Here is a 26,420-nt window from a genome sequence, read left to right on the forward strand (position 1 = left end):
GTACAAAGATGAGCAAAGGAACAAAAAGTATAGCCTTTTACCTAATGATGATCCTCATTTTCGGTTCGCTGATGTACTTTATCGCCAAAGAAGGAGAAAGTCAGCAACTGGAAAATTCGATTGCGTCCATCCAAAACGCACCTAGTAATTTAGAAGAGGGATTTACCATATTTACTCAATTATTAGTACATAATATCGAGTCTTCCATAGGAATTCTGCTTTTACAAATCATCACGATATTGCTTACGTGCCGTTTGTTCGGTTGGTTATTCCAGAAGATCGGGCAACCCACCGTCATCGGCGAGATCGTTGCCGGAATCGTGCTAGGGCCGTCCGTATTAGGCAATTTATTCCCGGAGGCTTCCGCCTTCCTTTTCCCTGTGGAATCGTTGGTGAATATAAATATGCTGAGTCAATTCGGACTTATACTCTTTATGTTCGCTATCGGGATGGAACTTAATATCTCCGAGGTAAGGAAAAAGCTGAAAGAGACGATCTTAATCAGTCATACCAGTACGATCGTCCCCTTCTTTTTCGGTATGCTGACCGCCTATTTCGTGTACGACAAATATGCGGATAAGAGTACGCCTTTCCTCTCTTTCGCCTTGTTTATAGGTATCGCCATGAGTATTACCGCCTTTCCCGTATTGGCACGTATTATCCAAGAGAAAGGACTTACCAAGACACATTTGGGTACCATCTCGTTGGCAAGCGCAGCGAATGGGGATATCACCGCATGGTGCTTGCTAGCGGTTGTCATAGCGATCGCACAAGCGGGTTCGATGCTAAGTGCCGTTTACAACATTTTATTCTCAGTCCTTTACATAGTGTTTATGTTTTTGGCGGTGCGGCCATTCCTGCGGATGATCGGACATATTTACCACAACAAGGAGGTAATCGACAAGGGGCTGGTCGCTTTCATCTTCTTGCTATTGATCACCTCGGCTTATCTGACTGAGATATTGGGATTGCATGCCTTGTTCGGCGCTTTTATCGCAGGGGTGGTGATGCCGGGAAATGTCAAATTCCGCAAGATCATGACCGAGAAAGTAGAGGATGTATCCCTTGCGCTATTTCTTCCCTTATTCTTCGTATCCACCGGATTACGTACGGAAATAGGTCTTCTAAACAAGCCTGAGTTATGGTGGCTATGCCTTATCTTCATAGTCGTGGCCATCGCGGGAAAGTTTGGGGGAGCGATGTTCTCCGCCCGATTCGTGGGTGAGAGCTGGAAGGATAGCCTATACATAGGGGCACTCATGAACACCCGCGGGTTGATGGAGCTGGTCGTATTGACGATCGGGTACGAGATGGGGATATTGACACCTTCTGTATTCGTGATCTTAGTGCTAATGACGCTGGTCACCACCTTTATGACAACACCGTTGGTCTCATTCATCAAATTCTGTTACCGGACGCATGACAAGCTGATGGAGCAAAAAGAGAGAATGCCATTGGAGGGGATATTCAAGGTACTGTTGTCCTTCGGACGAGCCGGAAATGGACAGATCATGCTGGACGTAGCCTACCAGATGTTCGCCCAAGGCAAAAACAAACTGGAGCTGACGGCACTGCATTTGACGGTTGGCTCGGATGTAAACCCGCTACACACGGATAATTTCGAGGAAGTCAGCTTCGGCCCGATCCTTTACGGGGCCAAGAAGCTGGGCATTCAGATACAGACCCGCTACGAGGTATCGAACAACGCCGGAGTGGATATTTGTAGCATCGTAAACAATGAGGGGTACGATTTCCTTTTGGTCGGTTCCGGGATATCGATGAGCAACACACCGGACGATATAGCGGCAAGCCATTACCGGGCCTCGTTCTACAACCGTTATTTCAAACGCTTCAAGGCTCCGGAATCCTGGTTTTATCCGGGTGCCTTATTGAAAGACAAGACGAAGATGTTTATCGAGCAAAGCAATTGCCCGGTAGGTGTATTCGTGAACCGGAATTTCGTCAAGGCATCGAACGTGATCGTGGTCATCGACTCCGAGGAGGATTTATTCCTGTTGGGATACGCCCAGACCTTATTGAAGTCTACACACGGCTCGGCCAGCGTACTTGATAAATCCAGCAGTACGACCCCGGGGAACGAGGTGATCAAGGAAGGAATCCTGCGATTCACGGAAGACGTGAAGCAGACCACGCTTCTACGAGAGAAAGACCTTACACCCCAGTCTTTCAACGGCTTCAACTTCATGCTGATCAGTTATAAGACATGGAACGATGTCTCCGAGCACCGGAAAGAAGCCTTGCAGAAGATGCCTTCTACGTTGATATTAAGCAAATAATCCGTTATAAATCCATATAAACCCGTCTTTATGAGAATCTGTCTTTTCTTCTTGATCACCGTTTTCCTCATGGGCTGCTCCTCTACGGAAAGCCAACGGCAGGAACCGGAAAACCAGACCTTGGAAACGATACTCAACCGCAAAAGCGTACGTAAGTACAAAGATCGCCCGGTAGAAAAGGAAAAGATAGACAAACTGATACGAGCCGGAATGGCCGCCCCTTCCTCCCGTGACAGGCGACCTTGGGAATTCATTATCGTAACCGACTGGAAAGCCTTGGATACGATGGCCGAAGGCCTTCCCTTCGCCCGGATGCTGAAAGAGACAAGGCAAGCGATCGTCGTTTGCGGCGATACGATCAAATCCTCCAACGCTTGGTTTCTGGATTGTTCCGCCGCCTCGCAAAACCTGCTACTTGCCGCCGAATCCATGGGATTGGGAGCCGTATGGACGGCTGTTTACCCCTATCCGGACCGGATTGAGATCGTTCGGAAAGAGCTTCGGCTACCGGATCATATCATGCCGTTGAACGTCATACCTGTTGGATACCCCATGCAGAAAGAGACTCCCAAAAACAAATACAACGTCCAACAGATCCATCACAATGGCTGGTAAAGCTATATGACTTCCAGATAACTCCGTCCGTTTCCCGCCCGGTTCACCCGAATCTGCACGGGAATACGTTCCGTCATTTCCTGTACGTGCGAGATAACGCCGATCTTGCGCCCTTGCGTACGCAGGCTCTCCAAGGCATCCATAGCGACCCGCAATGTCTCCGCATCCAAAGAGCCGAAGCCCTCATCGATAAACAAGCTCTCAACCTTCATCCGGTTCGAGGAGAGCGAGGACAAGCCTAGCGCCAAGGCCAGCGAGACCAAGAAAGACTCCCCTCCGGAAAGGCTATGCACGGTACGGATCTCATCGCACATATCCTGGTCGATCACCTGCAAGGCCAAGGTATCCGGCACACGCTCCAATCGGTAACGCCGAGATAGTTGCCGCAATTGCACATTTGCGTAACTCAACAAGACATCCAAGGTGTAGCCTTGGGCGATCCTACGGAACTTGGCGCCATCCGCCGAGCCTGCCAATTCATTCAGCTTCGCCCAACGCTCGCTCATCGCCCTCCGCTCCGAGAGCTCTTGCTGGAAGCCGGCTATCTTCCGCTTATTCTCCTCGTGCGTACGCAGACGGAAACTACATTCAGACTTTTGGGCCGTCATTTCCGACAGGGATTCCTCCAGCGTCTTGCCTTCGTAGGTCTCTTGGTAGGCGGCCAACCAGTTATCCAGTTCTTGCCGGCGTGCGGAAAGAAGGCCGGAAGTCTCCACCAGATCCTTCTTGATCTGTTCCGTAATCCCCCGGTATTGCTCCACCTCGCCGGCGTGCTTCGTCGTACTCTCTTGCAGCTGCTTCAAATGGCTCTTCAAGGCTTCCACCCGTTCGTGGAAGGTACGTTCCACCTGGTCGGCGGGCTGGCCTCCCAGCAGGAGATTCCGCTCCGAACGCAAGCGGGTATAGGATTGATTCTTCTCGTCGTAGGCTTTTGCGGCGTCTTCGTACTGCTTGCGCAAGGGAGGGAGGAAAGCCTCGTACGACTCCCGTTCCGCTTGATAGGCGCTCCGCTCCCGTTCCAATTCCCGCAAGCGTTCCCCGTTGGCTTGCCACTGCCGGGCGAAATCCGTCAAGGTCTCCCGGAAGCTTTCCGGGTCCTTGTTCCAGCCCGTCTGCCATGCGTCGTTCCCGAACAGGGCGTTGGCGGCGGATAGGGATTGGGACAGCTTCTCCTGCTGCTCCCGCTTATCCAGTTCTTCCCGGTCGATTTGCTCGGACAGGGATTGTAGCTGGTTCCTTAATTCCGTCCGTGCGTTCTCGTCCGCGGCGAGTTGTTTATGCAGCTCCAGTTCTTTCTGTTGCAGGGCGGCGAGTTGTTTCCCGCAGGCCTCCTGCCGTTCTTTCCGGTCGAGAAGCCGCTTGAGGCGCAGGGTAGCTTCCGAGATGCGATCCGCCAAGGCCAACAGACGCTCATGCGCCTCGTGAGAGGCGAAAGGATGCTCAAGGCTTCCGCAGACCGGACAAGGCGTTCCGGCGGTCAGCTTGTCCCGCAGGCTTTTGATATCGCCAGTCGTCACGAACTGGGCTTGCTCCAGCAATAAACGCTCCCGTTCCGTACGGCAGGTCTCGATCGACCAGTCCAAAGCCTCCGGTTCCAATTCCTTGAGGGCAAGCGATACGGACTTCCGCTCTTCCTCGATCTTTACCTGTTCCTTGGCGTGTGCCTCCGCTTCCCGCCGCAAGGATTGCCTCCGAACCTCCAACCGCTGGATTTTCTGCCGGATGGCTAGCAAGGCCTTGTCCGACCGCTCGACCGCCCGGCGAGCCGTGAGGCAGGTATTCAGATGGATCAATAAGGCCGACAGTTGCTCGGCGATCCCCTCCTTGCTCCGGTAACGTTCACGCCACGACGTCTGCTTGTCCCATTCCTCCGAGGCTTTCTTCTGCCGCTCTTCCACCTTCCGGAGTTTCTCTTCCGCCTCCTGCTTCCGCCGGGAGAAGTCTTTCATCCGTTCATCGGCCTCGGAGCGGGCTTTCAAGGCCGATTCCAGTTGCACGTCCAGTTTCCGGGCCTGTTGCAATTCCAGTCGCAAACTCTTTGATTCCTCATCCGTCCTCGCCAATCGCACCTCTCCTTGCTCATACTCCTTCCTTGAGGTTTCCAGCGATGCCAACGCCCGTTCCAAGAAACGGGCGTTCTCCTCCCGCTGTTTTTCCTTCGAGGCGATCTGGACCTCGGCCGCTTTCACGGCCTCCCGCAGGCTTTGCCGCTCGACCTTCGCCTTCTCCAGACGGGCCAGCTCCACCTCCAAGGCCGAAAGGCGGGTTTGGGAGGCTTCCACCTCCTCCTCCGATAGAAGCTCTATGCCTTGTACGCGGGCGTATAGCTGCTCGTAGGCCTCCTTCGCCTCGGTGTTCTTGGCGAAGATCCGGCGGGAGATCTCCGAGTATTGCTCCGTACCGGTCAGTTTTTCCAGCAAGGAGGCCTTCTCGCCCTGCTCCGCTTTTAGGAAGGTAGAGAAATCGTTCTGGGCCAAGAGTACCGAGCGGGTGAACTGATCGAAAGTCAGGCCGATCAGCTCGATGATACGGGCTTGCAGGTCCTTGTTGGTTCCCGGCTCCTCTTTCCCGGCATCTATATTATATAATGTAAGGCGGGCGGCCTGCAAACGTCCGCTCTCCTTCTCCCGGGCCCGGGATACGGACCAGCGGGCGCGATACCGACACCCGTTCAGCGCCACGAAATCCACCTCGGCGTAGCCCGAGGCCGTCCCGCGGCGCAAGAGGAAGCGGGGGTCGCTTTGCGGCAACACCTCCTCTTGCACGTCCCTCAGCCGCACGTTATTCTCCTTCGCCAGCTCCGTTCGCGGCGTACGGGAGAAAAGGGCGAGGCACATGGCATCCAGCAACGTGGATTTTCCCGCCCCGGTAGGCCCGGATATAGCGAAGATACCCGCCGAAGCCAAAGGCTCTTCCGTAAAATCAATGGAAAACTCTCCTTCCAGCGACGCCAGATTGCGTCCTCTGATCGCCAGCACTCTCATAAAGAAACCTCCCTCATCACCTCATTAAACAATGTCTCTATCTCCTCGGGCAACTCGCCTCCGTATTTCACGGCAAACGTATGTCTCAGCATATCCAGCGGGGCTATCTTTTGCAAATCATTATACGATAAGGCCCTCTCCTCCGCCTCCCCTTCCCGCCGGGGATACGAAGGAACGATGGAGGTGAGGCGGACCGCCTTCCCAACCAACGCCTCCTCTACCCGATGGCGGAACGTAGGGTCCGGCTCCGTCAGCAGGACCCGTATCTCCACGTAAGGCCAGCGGCTCTCGTCCTCCCTGCCCTCCTCCGGCTCCGGAAGCCCGGCAAGGCATCGCAAGACCTCCTCCGGTGGTAACGGGCTGTCCGGTATACGCAGCAAGTCCGCGACTCTTGGGATCTCGATCGCCTCGATACCAGCGACCTTCCCCTCCTCGACCGCTACGGCTATCACTTGATGCCGGTAATTCTTCTCCGAGAACGACATGGGAAGCGGGCTTCCGGCGTAACGTACCGCCTCGCGCCCGCCGATCCGTTGCGCCTTATGGATATGCCCCAGCGCCGTATAAGCGATCCCGGCGTCGAAGGTATCCGCGGATACGGACTCCAGACCTCCCATGATGGCGCGCTCGCTCCGGTCGTCGTCCGACAACTCGGCTCCGGTAGCGTGGAGGTGTCCCAAGGCTACGATCGCCTCGCCGGGGTTCCTCCGGGCATCCGCATAGGCATAGAGCCGCCGGTACATCCGGCCGATGCCCGCCACATACGAATCAAGCTCTCCCTCGGGCGCCGCCGGGTAATCTCCTTGGCGGAGGAAAGGCACCGCCAGGCAAAGCGCCTCCCGTTCTCCCGCCCGGTTCCTTAAAGGGACGACGAGCGAGGCGAGGTCGATCTCCCCGGAATCCGTCCTCCCCACGATACCGACAATCGAGGTATTCAATTCCTCCAGCAAGGGATTCGGGGCTTCCAGACGGATCGCGGAGTCATGATTGCCGGCGATGATCACGATCTGCAAGCCCGGATTCCGGCGATTCGCCTCTTTCAGGAAACGATAGAAACGACGTTGCGCCCCGGCGGAAGGGTTCGTCACGTCGAACACGTCGCCGGCGATCAACAGGACATCCGTCTCACGCTCCACCAAAAGATTTGTCAGAAAACCGAGGAAAGCGTCGTGCTCCGCCTCCCGGTCGTAGCCGAAAAAGGTCTGGCCCAGATGCCAGTCGGCCGTATGGATAAGTTTCAATGCCATATATTGTCATATTTATAAAAGCAAAGGTACAATTTTTTTCTAGGTTCTTTCTTTTGCCGTCAACATAGCCAAAGAGACATATCCGCGTCAAGGGAATAAGTTGTCGTTTCTTCTTTTTCAGGTCTATTTCAGCAATATACATCATAATATATGTATTTTAGTCCTAAGTTTATAAATTCTTTTGTTACATTTAGAGCGAAGAATGATCATCAACCGTTTTTCCCATAGCAACGGATATCATAGATTTCCTAAAGGCAATGACATAGTTTACAATAAAAAAACTAAATAAAAATCATGTACCATCTGATATTAAACGTTCTAGTTTTCTTTCTCCCATTGCTTCACGGGGATAAATCGACCGCATCAAATCCGGATATCAAGGAGGGAAATGAGGCTTACACAGTCTCATTCTATCCGGAAGGGGGCCGATTGATATTAAATACCGCCTGCGTAGTCGCATTCAAGGCAGAAAGCAGAGATGGTAAAACATTAGATATCTCAGGAGAGATCGTGGATGACAGAGGTAATATTGTACAAAACGTAAAATCCTTATATAACGGATTAGGATATTTCAATATTTACCCAAATGAAGGAAGGACCTATTATCTGAACTGTAAAAGCACAGAAGGTATAGAAAAAAGCTTTATATTACCTGCCGCAACCCTGTCAATAGGGATAAAAGTACATTTCAAGGAAGACCAAATATTAGTCTCCGCCTTAAAACCAGAGCATTTGCAATTTAAAGACACTTTATATATACTGTTACAATCCGAAGACTCCATCGTTTATAAAGACATTTGGGATTTCTCAAGGAGATGGATCGTATTCGAGAAAAAAAACATCAAGACCGGACTGTCTAGTTTTCTTTTAGTAGATAGTAATGGCGATCTACTTTCCGGGCGACCGTTTTTCAAGCTAGAAAATATCTCATCACTCCAATCTTTGCCTCCGGACTTCAAGATAAGGCTACTTCCTATCATGAACGATCCGGGAACCGACTCCATACGGAAGAATCTCGTATTGGATACTTTGGCCAAGACTTTAACAATCGACCAGGAACAATCGGAACCTGATAAAAGGCCAGATGATGATATATGGAAGACCATCGAGTTGGAGAATGTAGAAATCAAGGCATTCAAGAAAGACAAACAGAATCAAGGACTCTATTCGCCCGTCCAAGCTTCCAGCCGTATTTATAGCTCCCAAGATATAGAACGGTGGCATATAAATGAGATGAAATCGTTATTATCTCGCTTTAGCGGGGTTAAATTTATCTTCGATGACGTTAAGCAAAAATATTATCCGGTACTCCGTGACGCGATAACTTCCTTTAGATCAAAAAATGAAGGGAAACCCCTAGTCGTGATCGATGACACGCCTTTTATCGATTTCGACATCCTAGATTACCCTGTTAACGACATAGAAGAAATATTTTTACTAAAAGGATCAGACGCTGCCATATGGGGGCCTAAAGCTAGCAATGGAATTATCGTCATTATAACCCAAAGAGGTAAATCCACAAAAATCGAGCAAAAAGAGGAATAAAATGAGAATCCCGTCCGGGGTCGGCAAGACATCCGCTTCCCGCTCCACTATCCCCCCTTATATACCGGCAGCACGACCGAGAAGCGGCTTCCTTCTCCCTGCTTAGAACTCAGCGCTATCCGTCCCCCCAAGTTTTGTACGATTCCTTGGCAGATAGACAACCCTAGACCGGCCCCTTGGCTGAATTCATCTTGCTTGAAAAAACGGCTGAACACCTTCTCTTGTTCCTCCTCCGATAGACCGATCCCGGAGTCCTCGACAAATATCGCCGCCTCATCCGTGCCCCTCAGATGCTTAAATCCCAACTTTATATATCCGCTATTCGTGAATTTACAAGCGTTTGTCAAGAAATTGGTTATAACTTGAGAAAGTCTCTTTTTATCCGTATAGATAAACAAATCCCCCTCCGCCTCTTTCGAGAATCGTAGGTGGGCGGGGACCAATAACTGATGGGCGAGGTAAAGGTCGTCCACCAACTCCTTGACGGAGCAGCTCTCTTTCTCGAATTTCATTTGTCCCGATTGAAGTCTCGAAACCTCCAGAATATCATTGATGAGCACCAACAGCAGATCGCAGCTCTGATTGATCGTCTTGGCAAACAGCTGCTTGTCGGCCTCGTCTAAGTCCTTCTCCGAGGCCAGCAGGTTCGAGAAGCCTACGATAGAGTTCAGCGGCGTACGTATCTCATGGCTCATGTTCGCCAAGAACTTTTGCTCATATCCCCTCATGAGGATAAGCTCTTTTTCCCGTTTCTTCATGTCATTGATATTGATAAGTATACCACTCACGTCTTTGCCTCCCTCCGCATTATCTAACGCAGGCATGGCGCTAAAGCGGAATTCCCACCATTCATAATCAGATCCGGCGAAGCGGGCACGGCATTGGAATACCTCCTTGTCCGCCTTCCATAAGGATTGCCTCTGCAGCTTGAAAGCGATGAGATCATCGGGATGTATCAATTTCCACATCTCCTCCAACTCGATTCGCGACGGCTGGTCACCGACAGGATACTTGAAAAAGAACTCCTCATCCTTGAATTCCCAGATGTATATGCCTCCACACTGTATGGCCAAATCCAAGAAGAAATTCTTTTGAGACAAACGGGAGAAGATCATCTTGACTTGCCTCTTCTCCCGCCGGTACAGGTATAAGACAACGATTAGCAGCAGGATAGAGGAGATCTCAAAAATAGGCCTCAGCCTGTAATACTCAAATAAGGGGGAGCGCTCGGGCAGTAAATAGATCGCTGCGAACAAAGCCGCCAAAACCAAGAATATGTAAAGTAGGTGCTTCATCATTCTTCAAATTTATAAGTCCTCGCGGGACTACGGTAAATTATGAGACCAAAGGTATGAATATTTATTAAACAGTCAATGAAAATCAACGATAGTCTTAATAATAAATAATAATGTTAACACGGGAGGAAGAAATAAAGCCGTCTATCACCGTAGTCCCGCGAGAACAGCGCCTACCTCTCCCGCAATCATCCATCCATCCCGGCTTATATCTCGTCCGGAGATTCCCGGTCGGAGCCGAAAAAGGCCCGGCCCGGATGCCAGTCGACCGTATGGATAAGTTTCAATGCCATGATGGTAATCTTGTTTTATGGAGGCCAAAGGTAGGGAAAAATCTCAGGAAAGACCTTTAGAAAGGAGGAGAGGATGCGGGAAGGAAGCAAGTTGTCATTTCCGGGTGCCGGAAACGGACGTTTCCATGTATCGGAAACGAGAGCTTCCGGGTATCGGAAACGAAAGCTTCCGGGTGTCGGAAACGAGAACTTCCGACACCCGGAATAAAAGTTAAACCTCATCGGGGCTTTCGCTATCTCCATCACCTCCGCCCACGGTTAATGGATAAGGGAAGCGATTCCGGCGTACTTCCTTCAAAAAGACTTTACTGTTGCCACTCGAGCGAGTAGCCACCTCCAAGTAATACGTGCCATCCTCCAAGGCGGGGATGATAAGCGAGAAGGCCGACGGATCGTTGCGCAACACGGAGGTCATCGGCACGGCTACCGACGTTTGGGAGCCGTCCTTCACGAAGAAGAAGCCCACGGCATCTCCCGTCTCGCCGGCGATCTTGATACGTTGCCCGCTGCCGGTCAATCCTCCGCCCGGGGTCAGTTTCGTATTCACGGCACCGGACGCTACGTCCGTCACGCTGATGATCGTAGGCAGCCCCTCCTCCACGTGGCTGACGATCACGCTGATGTCCGTCAGCTTCGAACGAATCTCCGCCGTGGGCGTGGAACGGAGCACGACCTTGTTGCGCGCCGGGTCGAACTGCGCCTTCGGGCCGATGAACGAGCCCTCCACGCCCAAGCTGTTCGTCGTGAAACCGAACTCCACGGTACTGCCCGAGTACAGCTCCTCCTCGGCCACACCCTTGATCTCACTGTAAATACCTTCAATCTCCGAGGCCGAATATTTCGTACCGAGCCGAGCGGCGGCCAGCTTGCATAAGTCGCCGATCGAACGACTTTGTACGTAAGTGACGTTGAACGTGAAATCGTCCGTGCGCGCCGTCAACTTGTTCTCCACCAGCTTACCGGTGATACTTCTTTTCTTAGGTTCTGCCATACTATCATTCAGATTATGGGCCTCTCTTGGATAGAGACCCTAGTTATTAAACACCCAAATGTAACAATAAACTTTCACTCCGACAAGCGGGAATCGGATTACTATTCACGCTTTCCCAAAAACTATTTGTAAGCAAAACCTAGCCAACTCATAATAATTTGTTACTTTTGCGGTGGTTTTAAATAGGAACAACATAATTAATAAACATACCTATGGCAAAGATTACAAAAGAGGAGGCCCTTCGGTACCATGCCGAGGGCAAACCGGGTAAAATCGAGGTTATCCCGACAAAGCCTCATAGCACGCAAACGGATTTATCCCTGGCTTATTCGCCGGGCGTAGCCGAGCCGTGTCTGGAAATCGAGAAGAATCCGCTGGACGCGTACGAATATACGGCGAAAGGTAATTTGGTAGCCGTAATCTCCAACGGTACCGCCGTACTCGGGCTGGGCGATATAGGCCCCTTGGCCGGTAAGCCGGTGATGGAAGGCAAGGGATTGCTATTCAAGATATTCGCAGGCATCGACGTATTCGATATCGAGGTAAACGAGAAAGATCCGGAGAAGTTTATCCAGACCGTGAAGGCGATCTCGCCCACGTTCGGAGGAATCAACTTGGAGGATATCAAGGCACCGGAGTGTTTCGAGATCGAGACTCGCTTGAAGAACGAGCTGGATATCCCCGTCATGCACGATGACCAGCATGGTACGGCTATCATCTCCGGCGCCGGGCTGATCAACGCCTTGGAGATCGCTGGCAAGAAGATCGAGGACGTGAAGATCGTGGTGAACGGCGCCGGAGCCGCCTCTATCTCATGTACGAGACTGTACGTGATGCTGGGAGCGCGCAAGGAGAATATCGTCATGTGCGACAGCAAGGGCGTCATCTCTACCAGCCGCCCGGACTTGAACGCCGCCAAGCGGGAGTTCGCTACCGACCGTCCGATCAAGACCTTGCAGGAGGCCGTGGTGGGAGCCGACGTATTCTTGGGCCTCTCCGTGGCGAACGTATTGACCAAGGAGATGGTACGTAGCATGAACGCCGACCCGATCGTATTCGCCTTGGCGAACCCGAACCCGGAGATCTCCTACGCCGATGCGATGGCCTCGCGGGACGATATCATCTTCGCTACCGGACGTTCCGACTATCCGAACCAGATCAACAACGTGCTGGGATTCCCTTATATCTTCCGCGGCGCCTTGGATACGCACGCCAAGGCGATCAACGAGGAGATGAAGCGGGCCGCCGTCTACGCCATCGCCGACCTTGCCAAGGAGCCTGTCCCCGACGTGGTGAACGCCGCCTATAAGCTGAAACGAACCACTTTCGGACGCGACTATATCCTTCCGAAAGCGCTCGATCCCCGCTTGCTGACCCGTGTATCTTGCGCCGTGGCGAAAGCCGCTATCGACTCGGGCGTGTCTCGCAAGACGATCACCGACTGGGAGGGCTACGCCAACCATTTGCGTGAGATGATGGGGTACGATAATAAACTCTTGCGCTCGTTCACCGATATGGCGAAAGCGAACCCGAAACGGGTGGTATTCGCGGAGGCGAACCACGTGAATATGCTGAAAGCCGCCGCCGAGGCGAAAGCGGAAGGTATCTGTTTCCCGATCTTGCTGGGTAACGAGGAGCGTCTGGCCAAGATCGCCGCCGAGGAGAATATCAGTCTGGACGGTATCGAGATCGTCAACCTCCGCCACGACCGTGAGACGGAACGCCGCCACCGCTACGCCCGTATCCTTACCGACAAGAAGGCGCGCGAGGGCGTGACCTACTCGGAGGCTTGCGAGAAGATGGTAGACCGTAACGCCTTTGGTATGATGATGGTGGCTACCGGCGACGCCGACGCTTTCGTGACGGGTGTATACAGCCGCTACTCGGAGGTTACCAAGATGGCGGAGCAGATCATCGGTATCCGTCCGAGCTACAAGCATTTCGGCGCCTTGAACATCCTGACGTGCAAGAAGGGTACGTTCTTTATGGCCGATACGTTGATCAACCGTCATCCGTCGGCCGAGGTATTGATCGATATCGCCCGCCTGACGCACGACGCCGTGAAGTTCTTCGCTCACGAGCCGGTGATGGCGATGTTGTCTTACTCGAACTTCGGTTCCGACAAGCAGGGCAGTCCGCTGAAAGTACACGAGGCGATCGACTTCTTGCATAAGACATACCCAGACATGGTGGTAGACGGAGAGATGCAAGTAAACTTCGCCCTCGACAAGAAGCTGCGCGACGATATGTACCCGTTCAACAAGCTGAAAGGACAAGACGTGAATACCTTGATCTTCCCGAACCTAAGCTCCGCCAACAGCGCATATAAGCTATTGGATACGCTGGGTATCACCGAGACGATCGGCCCGATCCAGATGGGATTGAACAAACCGATCCACTTCACCGACGTAGAAAGCTCTACCCGTGATATCGTGAACCTGACTACCGTAGCTGTCGTAGACGCTATCGTTCAGGAGCAGATCGAGAAAGAAGGTTGATAGGGCTTATCCCCTATCAATACTATCCCCAGTTGTAGAGACAGGGCGTGCCCCGTCTCATCCCGGCAAAATGGTATTCTAAATTACTATCAGACGGTGGTGAGACGGGGCGTGCCCCGTCTCTACAACTGGATATATCAATTCTGATAGCTTTCGATATTCGCTATTACCTTTTGCGACAATCGCTCCATACATTGCTCCGAGTGGCCGGAGACTTTCGGGGTATATATGACATTATCGAATTGCGTCAAGGTATCCGCATAATTCCCAATACCTACCTCATCGCATAAGAAGAAATTCCGCTTATGGGCGCTAAGCCAACGTTGTAAATCCGGGACACGGAAAGTAGGCCCTACCGACGTATTGATCAATATCTTCAGATTACCGAACAAACGAAACTCACCCGCCCCCAGAAGAATCGTATTACGAGGTAAGCAAGTACATAAAATATCCACCTCCGGCAGCAACTCCCGCAAAGGCAGGTAAGCGATACCGGCGGCCTCGGCATCCAGCTTACGGGTACGGCTGAAATAATGAACCTCCGCCCCCAAGAAACGAAGAGCGTCAGCGATCATTCTCCCGGTGCGACCCAATCCCACGATGCCTACTTTTTGCCCGCCCAGCTCATACGCCTTATGTCTCCACTGTTTCCCGCCGAAACCATGCAACAAACGGACCAGCTCGCTAATGACATACTCCACGACTCCCTCATCGCCATAGTCGCGGATACCCAAGACCGTTATCCCCCGCTCACGTGCGGCGGCTATATCCACATTCGCGCTAGACTCGCTATAGAGGGTACAGCACATCCCGATGTATTTGATATTCGGGCAAGCCTCGATCACGTTCCTCCGGATCTGTGTATTATAAGAGACGAGCACACAATCTGCGTCCCCGATCCGGTTCACAATCTCCTCATCCGTTTCCGGAATGCCAGTATAAAAAACAACCTCTTTTCCAAGCTCCTTCAAACGCTCCACTCCCCATGTATTCAACCCGGTAGAATCTACCACTACAATTTTCTCAAACATATCTTACTTTATTAATTACCATCTTCAATTAATTATCCCTCTCACAAAGCTATAAATAAAATAGCCGCAAAGGGTAACCTTCAGCACGACACTCAATAAAAAACCAGCGAACGCCCCGAAACCAGCCTTCAACGCATCCCCGGACGCCTTGCCTCCCAAAAGTTCCCCCACGAAAGCCCCCACGAAAGGACCCAGTAAGATCCCCCAAGGCGGAAACACGAACATACCGGCCACGGTTCCCACGGCACATCCCCAATTTCCCCACTTGGACCCTCCGCTATACTTAGTCCCCAGCATGGGCGTAACATAGTCCATCGCCTGTGCCAACACGACCAGCAATCCCCACACGACCAACTCCGTAACCGTAAATTCCGCATAGCCCGTAAAATGCAACAGCCACAAAGCCAAATACGCCACCGGCGGCCCCGGCAAGATCGGCAAAAAACACCCCGCCAATCCCACCAACAAACAGATAACGCCTAGTATAACCAATAAGATATCCATACAATCACTCTTTACAATAATCCTTTATTTCACCAATTCTCCTTATTAATCAAATTCACCACAACTTTCACCATCATATCTTTTTCCTCCGTCCGGCTTTCCGCTATCATCAAGGTTAAAGCGACCAATGTATTATCAGCGATACGTTTCGTCCCATCCGGATTATATAAGATTCCATTATTATCGAGAAACCACAAGAAAAGCGTTGCGGCTATACGCTTAAATCTGTCCGATAGAGCTTTTGAAAGAACCGTCTTTCTCGTTTCCGAATAAATTACTTCCACCAAATTTACTTTTCAATCCTTGGATAGCCAACATCGCATTTTCATAGGTAGCCTTAAACCGTTGCTCATTTGTCGTCGAATGAATATCCAATTGCTGATAGTCATACTTATCCAGTGTATCTAAGGCATAGGTATAGTCTACAACCACATCTAGTAACGTACGGCTTTCATCTGAGGAAAGAACCTCCTGACTCTTAACTGTACGACCGAGGACTTGTACAAGCAGCTTCAGTTCGTCGTATTTTTGTTGGGTCAGTTGTTTATTGACAGCGTAACCTTTGACAAGGTATTCTTTTAGGATTTTATTTGCCCAGATACGGAATTGCGTACCACGCTTAGACTTGACACGATAGCCGACTGAGATAATGACATCAAGACTATAAACCCCAGTAGGCTTGTACTTGGAAAAAGTATTATGCAAAATTTGCATATTACTCATTTCCTCAAGTTCACCTTCTTTAAAAACATTTCTGATATGCCGAGCTATTACCGATTGATCCTTTTGAAAAAGCTCCGCCATCTGCGCTTGCGTAAGCCATACTGTATCATTCTCCAATTTCACGTCAATTGAAGTCTCACCATCGGCTGTCCGATAAATAACGATCTTGCCATTTTCCATACGTTTCAGTTTTTAGGATATATAAATAGACAAAGATACAAACATTTCCCACCCTTAACTGTTTTGCTAAAAGCTAAATCTAAACATATATATTTATGCACAAACATTTACGCCTGACATGTTATGCTTTGTTGTGCTTGCTGGTACCGATCGGGGTAATGGCGCAGACAGAGCATACGTATTTAGACCGTGCCCTACCCGGGTCATGGTCTGAGGAAGGAAGTGATTTCCAGCAGACACTTCCCGTAGAAGATAATTGGTGGAGGAATTTTAAGGACCCGTTGCTGGACTCGCTGATAGAAGTAGCCGTGAAACAAAACTATTCCGTGCAAATGGCGATGGACAGGATCGCCATGGCAAAAGCCAACCTGCGGTCGGCACAAGGAAGCTACTCGCCCACCCTAGGGCTTTCCGCCGGATGGACACGGCAACAAAGTAGCGGCAATATCAATCAGGTACCCAAGGCGATCACCCAATATTCCAGCGCTACCGTAGATATGAACTGGGAGGTGGACGTATTCGGGAGTATCCGGAACCGGGTGAAAGCGGAGAAAGAGAATTTCGCCGCCTCGAAAGAGGAATACAACGCCGCCATGGTCTCCCTTTGCGCTCAAGTAGCCTCCTCCTACATCAATATGAGGGAACTGCAACAAGAGGTAAAGGTAGCGCAACAGAACTGCCGCTCCCAACAGACGGTCGTACAGATCACCCAGAAACGGTATGAGACCGGGCTAGTCTCTAAACTGGACGTAGCGCAGGCGCAATCCGTATACTACAGCACGAAAGCCTCCCTACCGATGCTGGAGGCCGGTATCATCCAATACGCAAACTCCTTGGCGATCCTGTTAGGCCTGTACCCTTCCGATCTGCAAAAGATCATGGAGACAGACGCTTCCTTGCCGGAATATATCGAGCCGGTCGGTGTAGGGCTACCGGCAAACCTGTTGCTACGCCGTCCGGATGTACGTGCGGCAGAACGGCAGGTCAATGCGCTTGCCGCCTCGCTCGGGGCCTCTAAGTCCGATTGGTGGCCGAAAGTATTCGTGAAAGGCTCGGTCGGTTTCGCCTCCCACGACTTCGACAAGCTGGCGAATCATAATAGCTTGACCTATGAGATCGCCCCTACCCTTACGTGGAACTTCTTCCAAGGCACCCAGAAGATACAGGCTACCCGGTTGGCGAAAGCCCAGTTGGACGAGTCGATCCGGCAATTCAACCAGACCGTGCTTACCTCCGTACAGGAAGTGGATAACGCCATGAGTTCGTACAAGAACTCGATCAAGCAGATCGTAGCCCTCCGGGAAGTGGTAAACCAAGGAAAACAGACCTTGGATCTTTCCCTAGACCTCTATAAGCAGGGCCTTACGCCTTTCCAAAACGTACTGGACGCGCAACGCTCCCTCCTCACCTACCAGAACCAATTGACACAGGCTCAAGGTAGCTCCCTACTGAACTTGATACAGCTTTATCAGTCATTGGGCGGAGGATGGAATCCTATGTAGGCCGTTCGATCCGATCGAACAAAAGCCCACTCAAACAATTAATATAAATAATCATTAAAGACAAAAGATATGAAGACATTTGTTTACATAGGGATTATCGGAGCCTCCGCCTTATTACTGGCGTCTTGCAAGGGGAAAAGCAAGCCGATGGAAACGCCCGTGCCCTCCATAAGCGTATCCACGCCGATCGTGAGGGACATTACCTTGACGAAAGAATACCCCGGATACCTTAGTTCACAACTGAAAGTAGACTTGGTAGCCCGTGTCAACGGATACTTGCGTACCTCTTACCTCAAGGCCGGAAGCCGGGTGAAGAAGGGCGATCTTATCTTCGTGATCGAACCGGACACCTATCAAGATAACGTCACCCAAGCCGAGGCTTCCGTAAAGACCTCCAAAGCCCAGCTGGAATATGCACGCAGTAACTACGAGCGTATGAAGGAGGCGGCTAAGAGCGGCGCCGTAAGCCAGATACAAGTGATCCAAGCGGAGGCTACCGTATCGGAGTCTGAGGCTGCCGTGAAGAATGCCGAGGCGGAGTTGAATACCGCACGGACCAACTTGAGCTATTGCTATATCCGTGCGCCTTTCGACGGTGCGGTTACCCGGGCCAGCTACGATATAGGTAATTACATCAACGGAGCCGTCCAGCCGGTTACCTTGGCCACCTTATACAAGGACGACTTGATGTTCGCCAATTTCAATATCGAGGATAACCAGTTCATGAAGATGATGCTGGAAGCCGCCCGCAACGATAGCACCGTGAAACTTCCGACCGAGATCCTCGTCAGCATAGGCAAGAATGGCGGCAATGCGTATACGGGCCGGCTGGATTATCTATCCCCAAATATCGACCTATCGACCGGTACCCTGAACGTACGTGCCAATCTGGATAACCCGAAGCATGTATTGAAGAGCGGCTTATACGTCACCATCACCCTGCCGTATGCCGAGCAGCCGAATGCGGTCTTGGTTCGCGACGCCTCGATCGGTACCGACCAATTAGGGAAGTACCTTTATATCGTGAACGACTCCAATGTCGTACGATACCGTCCTATCGAGGTGGGCCAATTGGTAGACGATACGCTTCGCCAAGTGACCGCCGGTATCGGCCCCAAAGATCCCTATGTCACCTCCGCCCTGCTTAAGGTACGGGATGGCATGACTATCAAACCTATAAAATAAGCAAGCTATGGTAAAGTTCTTTATTAACAGACCGATATTCGCCACGGTACTTGCTCTGATCATCGTCGTAGCGGGTTTGGTCACCCTCAATATATTACCGATCGCCCAGTATCCGGAGATCACGCCGCCTACCGTACAGGTATCCGCCGTTTATCCCGGGGCGGACGCACAGACCGTAGCGCAGACCGTAGGTTTACCGATCGAGCAACAGGTAAACGGCGTGGACGGTATGCTTTACATGAGTTCAAACTCCTCCAGTTCGGGGGCTTACTCCCTGACAATCACCTTCGCCGTGGGAACGGATATCGACATGGCGACCGTCATGGTGCAAAACCGGGTGAGTATCGCCCAAAGTAGCTTGCCGGAACCCGTGATCGTACAAGGTATCACCACCCGCAAGCAATCCTCCAATATTGTGATGATGCTTACCCTAAGTTCCAAGGATTCCATTTACGACGGGTTGTATTTAAGTAATTACGCCACCTTAAATATGATAGACCAGCTAACCCGCCTGCCGGGTGTAGGCTCGGTACAGGTAATGGGAGCCGGAAACTATAGCATGCGTATCTGGCTAGACCCGGAGGCGATGCGTATCCGTAACTTGACGCCGGACATGGTCTATCAAGCCATATCCACGCAAAACGCCCAAGTATCCGCCGGTTACGTAGGCCAACCGATTCTACGGGCGGATAACCCCTATCAATATACCTTGACCGTGAAAGGACGGTTGACGACACCGGATGAGTTCGGCAATATTGTCCTTAAGACCGGGCAAGGTGGCAAGATCCTGCGATTGAAGGATATCGCCCGCATAGAGTTGGGTAGCTCCTCTTACAACGTGGTCTCTAAATTAAGCGGACAGCCGACTGCTGCGATAGCGATCTACCAGTTGCCGGGTTCCAACTCATTGGATGTATCGAAGGTGGTAAAGGCCAAGATGAAAGAATTAGGCAGTTCCTTACCCGAAGGCGTGGAATACAAAGTGACCTTGGATACGACCGAGGTGATCGACGCCTCCATCCATGAGGTGCTTATCACGTTCTTGGAGACAACCTTGCTGGTGGTCTTGGTTATCTTCTTATTCTTACAGAATTTCCGGGCGGTAGTCATCCCGTTCATTACGATTCCGGTCTCATTGATCGGTACGCTGGCGGTCATGGCGGCTTTAGGCTTCTCCATTAATACGTTGACCTTATTCGGCTTGATTCTGGCGATAGCGGTGGTGGTAGACGACGCCATCGTGGTGGTAGAGAACTCCACCCGGCTCCTCGATACCGGAAAATATACGGCCCACGAGGCGGTATCGAAGGCCATGGATGAGATCGTAGGGCCTATCGTGGGCGTGGTATTGGTATTATTGGCGGTATTTATCCCGACAACGTTTATCAGCGGTATCTCCGGGCAGCTCTATAAGCAATTCGCCTTGACAATCGCCGCCGCTACCGTATTAAGCGGATTTAACTCGCTTACGCTTACGCCCTCGCTTTGCGCCCTTTTCTTGGAGAAGAATACGGAAGAACCAAAATTCTTCCTCTTCAAAGGATTCAATAAGGTATACGGAAAGACTCAGAAGATGTACGACTCGATCGTGGAGCGGATGCTGAAACGACCGGGAGCGGCGATGATCGTTTACGGTATCATCACGGCGGTAGCGGTTATCTTGTTTATGCGCTGGCCGACAACCTTTATACCCGAAGAGGATGACGGCTATTTCCTAGTCGTATCCCAATTACCCCCGGCGGCGAGCTTGAACCGGACGGAGGCGGTCACCAAGCAGATCGACGAGATCCTAAAGACGTACCCCGAGGTGAAATCATTCATCAGCGTTAGCGGATTCTCCGTGATGGGTGGAGGGGAGCAATCCAATACGGCCACCTTCTTCGTGATCCTAAAGAACTGGAACGAACGTAAAGGTAAGGAGCATACGGCAGAGGCCGTGACCAACCGTTTCAACCGGGAGGCATCGGCTATCCAAGAAGCGCAGGTATTCGGTATGGTACCGCCAGCTATCCCGGGGTTGGGCGCTTCGGGCGGCTTGCAACTGCAATTGGAGGATCGTAAGAACCTAGGTCCGACGGAGATGCAGCATGCCGTGGAGACATTGCTGGCCAGCTACCGCTCGAAACCGCAATTGCTGAACCTTTCTTGTATGTATCAGGCCAATACCCCGCAGTATCTACTGAAGATAGACCGGGATAAGGTGCAGATGCTCGGTCTTCAGTTGAATCAAGTATTCTCCACGCTCAGCTATTATATGGGAGCGGCGTACGTGAACGATTTCGTGGAGTTCGGACGTATTTACCAAGTTAAGATCGAGGCGAACGGAGAGGCGCAGAAAGTGATCGATGATGTACTCCGTTTGAGTCTGGCGAATAGTAAAGGAGAGATGGTACCCTTCTCCTCTTTTATCGAATTAGACGAGCAATTGGGATTAGACCAGATCAACCTATATAATATGTATTCATCGGCGGCTATTACTTGTATCGCCAACCCGAAATATAGCTCCGGAGAAGCGATCCTAGCGATGGAGGAGCTGATACAGGAGCAATTAGGTGATAATTTTGGATATGAATGGACCTCGGTCGCTTATCAAGAGACGAAAGCAGGATCTACGACGGTGATTATTTTCGCCATGGCGTTGCTAGTCGCTTTCTTGGTTCTCTCGGCTCAATATGAGAGCTGGACAAGTCCGTTGGCGGCTATCATGGGTTTGCCGATCGCCTTGTTGGGAGCTATTATCGGCTGCTGGGTGATGGGGGTTCCAGTAAGCGTATATACCCAGATCGGTATTATCTTATTGATCGCCTTGTCCGCCAAGAATGGTATCTTGATCGTAGAGTTCGCCCGGGATTTCCGAAAGGAAGGTAATCCGATACGGGATTCCGCCTTGGAAGCCGGACACGTTCGTTTACGTCCGATCCTGATGACCTCGTTCGCCTTTGTATTGGGTGTCATGCCTTTGCTTTTCGCTACCGGAGCAGGAGCGGCCAGCCGTATATCCTTAGGTGCGGCGGTAGTATTCGGTATGGCTATCAATACGATATTCGCCACGATGTTCATCCCTAACTTCTATGAACTGATGCAGACCATCCAAGAGAAATGGCTGAATAAAGGAAAGAAGACGGATGTTACGCCTAAACAATAGAAAGTTTCCAATCCTCTAATGAGGCAAAAAGAGAATAGCCATGGGTTTAGCCATGGCTATTCTTTTTTACTCCCTTCGGATACATTATTATATATTCTATGATTGGAATTAGGCGATTCCCAACAACTCTACCTCAAATATTAATGTGGAGAAAGCAGGGATCGGACCCGAGGCACGATTACCATAACCAAAATTGTAAGGGATATAGATTATCCATCTATCCCCTACCCGCATTTCTTGAAGAGCCAATTGCCAGCCTTCAATCACTTGGTTCAAGCGAAAGGCTTCCGGGCAACCCCGTTTCCATGAGTTATCAAATTCCCTTCCGTTAATCAACGTTCCTTTATAATGTACGGAAACGACGCTTTCCCGATTAGGAGAGACTTTGCCTGTACCCGCTTGTATTACCTTATATAATATACCACACGGTAATGTCCGGATTCCCTCTTCCGAAGCGATCTCGTCCAAATACAATAGATTCTTCTCTTTGTACTCCTCTTTTCTACTCATATATATTACATTATCTTACATTTAGCTCCGCAAATGTAGCAAATAGAAATAGAAACGCAATGGCATGGTAACACAATAGACATGCCAAACGTTCAAATACTATCATTATATGAATCTGATTCCCGCTTTTTTTATCATAGATCAAGAAAACATAGGAATCCGCAAAAAACATGCTATAAAACATACCACGTATGGAATAACGCCGTATATTTGTGTCGTAAAACATAATTGTAAAGCAAATATGGTAAAGAGATTGTTTAAACGTTACATCGATTTGCTAGGGTTTCAACCTTGGACAATTTGGGTTTACCGCATGTGGTAAACCTCACGATGAAAAAGAGGAAGGTTTAGGTTAAGGTTATCAGAAGTCCGGGATTAGGTTAGTAATAGGTTAAAAGGTTAAAGGTTTAGGTTTTCAATTCATTCGTTACTCGGACTTCAAAAGTTATGTGAGATTTAGAACGTGTCGAAAGGCACAGATTTATTAATTAAAAAGAAAATGAGCTATGAAAAGTTTTATTAGACATTTTTTGGATAGCTGCTTGAGATCACTCGCTGCTATCGGTCAGTCGGAGTTAACAAAATGGGGTTACAATAAATAAGTAACACCCCATTTTACCGGGAAGGTGAACATTTGATTTTTTCAAACCATACCGCGGTTGCTTGGCATCTTGCCAGACAACCGCTTTTTTGTATCCATACCTTTTAAACAAGGTATCTTAGTTTCATAGAGAAAGTATCCTAAGTTCATTGGCGAAGTATCTTAGGTGTATGGGGCGATGAAACTAAGATACTTTTATAACTCATGCGCCTATCCCCACTGAGTTTCTACTACCCGTCTATATATTTATAGATATTAACTATTTGACAACTGTCTAACAACATCTTATTTTTGTCAAGAAGTTAAAAACAATTGTTGTTTCTAAACAGTTTTATTTAAAGATTACTTTATCTAAAATTCTTTATTGCGACATAAAAACTAAAGTTATGGAAGACAAAAAACTAACTGCCGCCAACGGACGCCCTGTTGCGGACAATCAGAACGTACAAACAGTGGGGCCACGTGGCCCGATGGTATTACAAGACCCTTGGTTCATTGAGAAGCTAGCGCACTTCGACCGTGAAGTGATCCCAGAAAGACGCATGCACGCCAAAGGTTCCGGCGCATTCGGTACCTTTACCGTTACACATGATATCACAAAGTATACGAAAGCGGCTATTTTCAGCGAGATAGGCAAGAAAACTGACTGCTTTGTCCGTTTCTCCACCGTAGCCGGAGAGCGTGGAGCAGCCGACGCAGAGCGTGATATCCGTGGATTCGCCATGAAATTCTACACAGAGGAGGGTAACTGGGACTTGGTAGGCAACAACACCCCCGTATTCTTCTTGCGTGATCCCCTAAAGTTCCCGGACTTGAATCATGCGGTCAAACGTGACCCGAAAACGAATCTACGAAGCGAGGATAACAACTGGGATTTCTGGACTTTGCTTCCCGAGGCCCTGCATCAAGTAACGATTACGATGAGTTCTCGCGGCATTCCTTACTCTTATCGACATATGCATGGTTTCGGTAGCCATACGTACAGTTTTATCAACAATAAGAACGAACGTATCTGGGTGAAGTTCCATCTCAGAACCCTGCAAGGTATCAAGAACTTGAGTGACGAGGAAGCGGCTGCGATCATCGCCAAGGATCGTGAATCCCATCAGCGTGATTTGTTCGAGAGTATCGAGCGTGGGGACTTCCCGAAATGGAAATTCCAGATCCAATTGATGACTGAGGAGCAGGCCGAGACCTATCCGATCAACCCGTTCGACCTCACGAAAGTATGGCCGCATAAGGACTTCCCGTTAATGGATGTCGGTATCCTCGAGTTGAACCGTAATCCGGAGAATTATTTCCAAGACGTGGAGCAAGCCGCATTCAACCCGATGAATACTGTCGAAGGTATCGGCTTCTCCCCAGACAAGATGTTACAAGGTCGTCTATTCTCTTATGGCGACGCCCAGCGTTACCGCCTTGGCGTGAACCTAGAGCAGATCCCGGTGAACAAGCCCCGCTGTCCGTTCCATGCCTATCACCGTGACGGAGCGATGCGTGTAGACGGAAACTATGGAGCCGCAAAGGGTTACGAACCTAACAGCTTCGGCGAATGGAAAGACTCTCCCGAGAAGAAGGAACCGCCTTTGAAAGTACACGGGGATGTTTATAATTACAACGAGCGTGAGTATGATGATGATTATTACAGCCAACCGGGTGCCTTATTCCGTTTGATGCCGCCGGAAGAGCAACAGTTGTTATTCGGAAATACCGCCCGTGCGATGGGTAACGCCCAACTGTTCATCAAGCAACGCCACGTACGCAATTGCTACAAGGCAGACCCTGCTTACGGTAAGGGAGTAGCTGAAGCTCTAGGAATCAGCTTGGAAGAGGCCTTGAAAGAAGACCGATAAAGTAGTAAGGCTACGATAGAAAGCGATAAAAGAGGGATAACCCCAGTAATCCTATGGATGAACAGGTTATCTCATTCTTTTTTAGTAGGATAAGAGAGGATATGCCATGAGACTCCGATACTGATAAGCCCTAACAAAGCTTTCACCCACCAATAGCCGACTAGCAAAAGGGAAGTAATGATCGTAGATAGCCACATGATAGCGATCGTGATAATCTTGGAACGCAAAGGAATAGCCTTATCTTCCACAAAGCCCTTAATATGCGGCCCGAAATAACGATTGCTCATCACCCGGTTATAAAGTCTCTCCGAGCTACGGACATAAAACCAACAAGTCAGTAACCAAAAAGGAGTGGTCGGGAGCAAAGGGACAAAGATGCCGATCGCTCCCAATATAAGAAAAAACGTTCCTAACGTAATGTATATGATACGTCTCGTCCCGTTCATCAGCCAACCGTATATTCTGCGATTTGCTTGAAACCGTTCAAGAAGTCCGTTATATTCATCCGTTTCTTTCCGGCAAGTTGCAAGGAATGCAATCGAAGGAAACCATCCTTCACGGCCACATCGATATACGATTTATGATCTGTATGGATAGAACCTACCGGGAAGTTATGCGTTGCCGGACGCTTCTCCGTCTGGTAAACCTTCAAGACCATACGTTTGCCATCCGCTGAGATCAATTCCGTCCAAGCGGCAGGATAAGGAGAAAGCCCACGGACGAAATCATAGATCTTCTTCACCGGTTGGTTCCAGTCGATATGACAGGTATCTTTGAAGATCTTCGGGGCCGGACGCAACTCGGCGGCATCCTTATAGAACTCCTCTTGAGGGATAGCGTCTGTTTTTCCATCCAACAGTAAGTCCACGGTCTCGGTAACCAACCCCGCCCCCATCGCCATCAAGGCATCGTGAACGGTTTCTACATCGTCGGTATCAGCGATCGGCAGATGTTTCTGACGGATGATCTTACCCGTATCAATCTCATGCGTAAGAAAGAAAGTAGTCACGCCGGTCTCCGTATCACCATTGATAACCGCCCAGTTGATCGGAGCGGCGCCCCGGTATTGCGGAAGCAAGGAGGCATGCAGATTAAAAGTTCCCAGACGGGGCATATTCCAGACCACCTCCGGCAGCATACGAAACGCCACCACGATCTGCAAATCCGCCCGCAAGGCACGCAGTTCCTCTAAAAATGCCTCGTCCTTCAATTTCTCTGGCTGCAAGACCGGAAGACCCACCGATACGGCATATTGCTTCACAGCGCTCGGCTGAAGCACGCTACCATGACGCCCCATTGGCTTATCCGGCATCGTAATGACACCTACCACATTATATCCACCTTCTACCAAGGCACGCAGGCTCTCCACGGCGAAATCGGGAGTGCCCATATATACGATTCGTAAATCCTCTTTCTTCATA

The 26,420-nt window shown here is 50.2% G+C and carries 18 protein-coding genes and 1 pseudogene; 9 read left to right on the forward strand and 10 right to left on the reverse strand.

The annotated features are described in order from the left end of the window. The first annotated feature begins 8 nt into the window (after positions 1-8). A complete protein-coding gene (locus DW205_RS16710; RefSeq protein ID WP_005866233.1) occupies positions 9-2,297 on the forward strand; it encodes a cation:proton antiporter in 2,289 nt (762 codons plus the stop codon). 30 nt (positions 2,298-2,327) lie between these two features. Next, complete coding sequence (locus tag DW205_RS16715) at positions 2,328-2,912, forward strand: nitroreductase family protein (RefSeq protein WP_005866231.1); 585 nt, start codon at positions 2,328-2,330, stop codon at positions 2,910-2,912. A 2-nt stretch (positions 2,913-2,914) separates the two neighbouring features. Here DW205_RS16715 and DW205_RS16720 read toward each other — a convergent pair whose 3' ends face one another. Continuing rightward, positions 2,915-5,896, reverse strand: a complete 2,982-nt coding sequence (locus DW205_RS16720) for an AAA family ATPase (RefSeq protein WP_005866229.1) — start codon at positions 5,894-5,896, stop codon at positions 2,915-2,917. Next, entirely contained in the window at positions 5,893-7,143 is a 1,251-nt protein-coding gene (locus DW205_RS16725) for an exonuclease SbcCD subunit D (protein ID WP_005866227.1), read from the reverse strand. The genes DW205_RS16720 and DW205_RS16725 overlap by 4 nt, the downstream gene beginning before the upstream one ends. Before the next feature lie 294 nt (positions 7,144-7,437). On the opposite strand from DW205_RS16725, the gene DW205_RS16730 reads away from it, so the two are divergent. Further along, positions 7,438-8,688: a TonB-dependent receptor gene (locus tag DW205_RS16730; RefSeq protein WP_005866225.1), complete on the forward strand. Its 1,251-nt coding sequence runs from the start codon at positions 7,438-7,440 to the stop codon at positions 8,686-8,688. A 47-nt stretch (positions 8,689-8,735) separates the two neighbouring features. Here the strand turns inward: DW205_RS16730 and DW205_RS16735 are convergent, their stop codons facing one another. Beyond that, positions 8,736-9,983 carry a HAMP domain-containing sensor histidine kinase gene (locus DW205_RS16735; protein WP_005866223.1) on the reverse strand — a complete coding sequence of 416 codons (1,248 nt, stop codon included), beginning with the start codon at positions 9,981-9,983 and terminating at the stop codon, positions 8,736-8,738. A 366-nt stretch (positions 9,984-10,349) separates the two neighbouring features. Between DW205_RS16735 and DW205_RS22745 the strand changes: the two genes are divergently transcribed. Further along, a complete protein-coding gene (locus DW205_RS22745) occupies positions 10,350-10,484 on the forward strand; it encodes a hypothetical protein (RefSeq protein ID WP_255417773.1) in 135 nt (44 codons plus the stop codon). A 3-nt stretch (positions 10,485-10,487) separates the two neighbouring features. On the opposite strand, the gene DW205_RS16740 is transcribed toward DW205_RS22745, so the two are convergent. Continuing rightward, positions 10,488-11,267: a DUF4469 domain-containing protein gene (locus DW205_RS16740; protein ID WP_005866221.1), complete on the reverse strand. Its 780-nt coding sequence runs from the start codon at positions 11,265-11,267 to the stop codon at positions 10,488-10,490. 212 nt (positions 11,268-11,479) lie between these two features. On the opposite strand from DW205_RS16740, the gene DW205_RS16745 reads away from it, so the two are divergent. After that, positions 11,480-13,765, forward strand: a complete 2,286-nt coding sequence (locus DW205_RS16745) for an NADP-dependent malic enzyme (RefSeq protein ID WP_005866219.1) — start codon at positions 11,480-11,482, stop codon at positions 13,763-13,765. A 137-nt stretch (positions 13,766-13,902) separates the two neighbouring features. Here DW205_RS16745 and DW205_RS16750 read toward each other — a convergent pair whose 3' ends face one another. The 3 genes and pseudogenes from DW205_RS16750 to rhuM form a co-directional block, all read right to left on the reverse strand. Further along, positions 13,903-14,796: a D-isomer specific 2-hydroxyacid dehydrogenase family protein gene (locus tag DW205_RS16750; protein ID WP_005866216.1), complete on the reverse strand. Its 894-nt coding sequence runs from the start codon at positions 14,794-14,796 to the stop codon at positions 13,903-13,905. 24 nt (positions 14,797-14,820) lie between these two features. After that, complete coding sequence (locus DW205_RS16755) at positions 14,821-15,300, reverse strand: DUF456 domain-containing protein (protein ID WP_005866214.1); 480 nt, start codon at positions 15,298-15,300, stop codon at positions 14,821-14,823. Between the two features lie 29 nt (positions 15,301-15,329). Beyond that, a pseudogene (gene rhuM, locus DW205_RS16765) lies at positions 15,330-16,203 on the reverse strand (RhuM family protein). A gap of 95 nt (positions 16,204-16,298) precedes the next feature. Between rhuM and DW205_RS16770 the strand changes: the two are divergent. From DW205_RS16770 to DW205_RS16780, 3 genes are all read left to right on the forward strand, one after another. Beyond that, positions 16,299-17,705 (forward strand): efflux transporter outer membrane subunit, encoded by a 1,407-nt coding sequence (locus tag DW205_RS16770; protein ID WP_005866210.1) that lies wholly within the window; start codon positions 16,299-16,301, stop codon positions 17,703-17,705. Between the two features lie 69 nt (positions 17,706-17,774). Continuing rightward, positions 17,775-18,890, forward strand: coding sequence for an efflux RND transporter periplasmic adaptor subunit (locus DW205_RS16775; RefSeq protein WP_005866208.1), 1,116 nt, complete (start codon positions 17,775-17,777; stop codon positions 18,888-18,890). A gap of 7 nt (positions 18,891-18,897) precedes the next feature. Then, the gene (locus DW205_RS16780) at positions 18,898-22,035 is read left to right on the forward strand and encodes an efflux RND transporter permease subunit (protein ID WP_005866206.1); all 3,138 of its coding nucleotides are present in this window, start codon (positions 18,898-18,900) and stop codon (positions 22,033-22,035) included. A 108-nt stretch (positions 22,036-22,143) separates the two neighbouring features. Here DW205_RS16780 and DW205_RS16785 read toward each other — a convergent pair whose 3' ends face one another. Further along, positions 22,144-22,545, reverse strand: coding sequence for an FKBP-type peptidyl-prolyl cis-trans isomerase (locus DW205_RS16785; RefSeq protein ID WP_005866204.1), 402 nt, complete (start codon positions 22,543-22,545; stop codon positions 22,144-22,146). 987 nt (positions 22,546-23,532) lie between these two features. Between DW205_RS16785 and DW205_RS16795 the strand changes: the two genes are divergently transcribed. Then, positions 23,533-24,999 carry a catalase gene (locus tag DW205_RS16795; RefSeq protein ID WP_005866202.1) on the forward strand — a complete coding sequence of 489 codons (1,467 nt, stop codon included), beginning with the start codon at positions 23,533-23,535 and terminating at the stop codon, positions 24,997-24,999. Between the two features lie 71 nt (positions 25,000-25,070). Here DW205_RS16795 and DW205_RS16800 read toward each other — a convergent pair whose 3' ends face one another. Together DW205_RS16800 and fmt are read right to left on the reverse strand one after the other, a co-directional pair. Further along, the gene (locus DW205_RS16800; protein WP_005866200.1) at positions 25,071-25,445 is read right to left on the reverse strand and encodes a YbaN family protein; all 375 of its coding nucleotides are present in this window, start codon (positions 25,443-25,445) and stop codon (positions 25,071-25,073) included. Continuing rightward, positions 25,445-26,419: a methionyl-tRNA formyltransferase gene (gene fmt, locus DW205_RS16805; RefSeq protein WP_005866196.1), complete on the reverse strand. Its 975-nt coding sequence runs from the start codon at positions 26,417-26,419 to the stop codon at positions 25,445-25,447. The genes DW205_RS16800 and fmt overlap by 1 nt, the downstream gene beginning before the upstream one ends. Position 26,420: the final 1 nt, after the last annotated feature.

This window comes from Parabacteroides sp. AM17-47 (genome assembly GCF_003434625.1).
Classification (GTDB): Bacteria; Bacteroidota; Bacteroidia; order Bacteroidales; family Tannerellaceae; genus Parabacteroides; species Parabacteroides distasonis.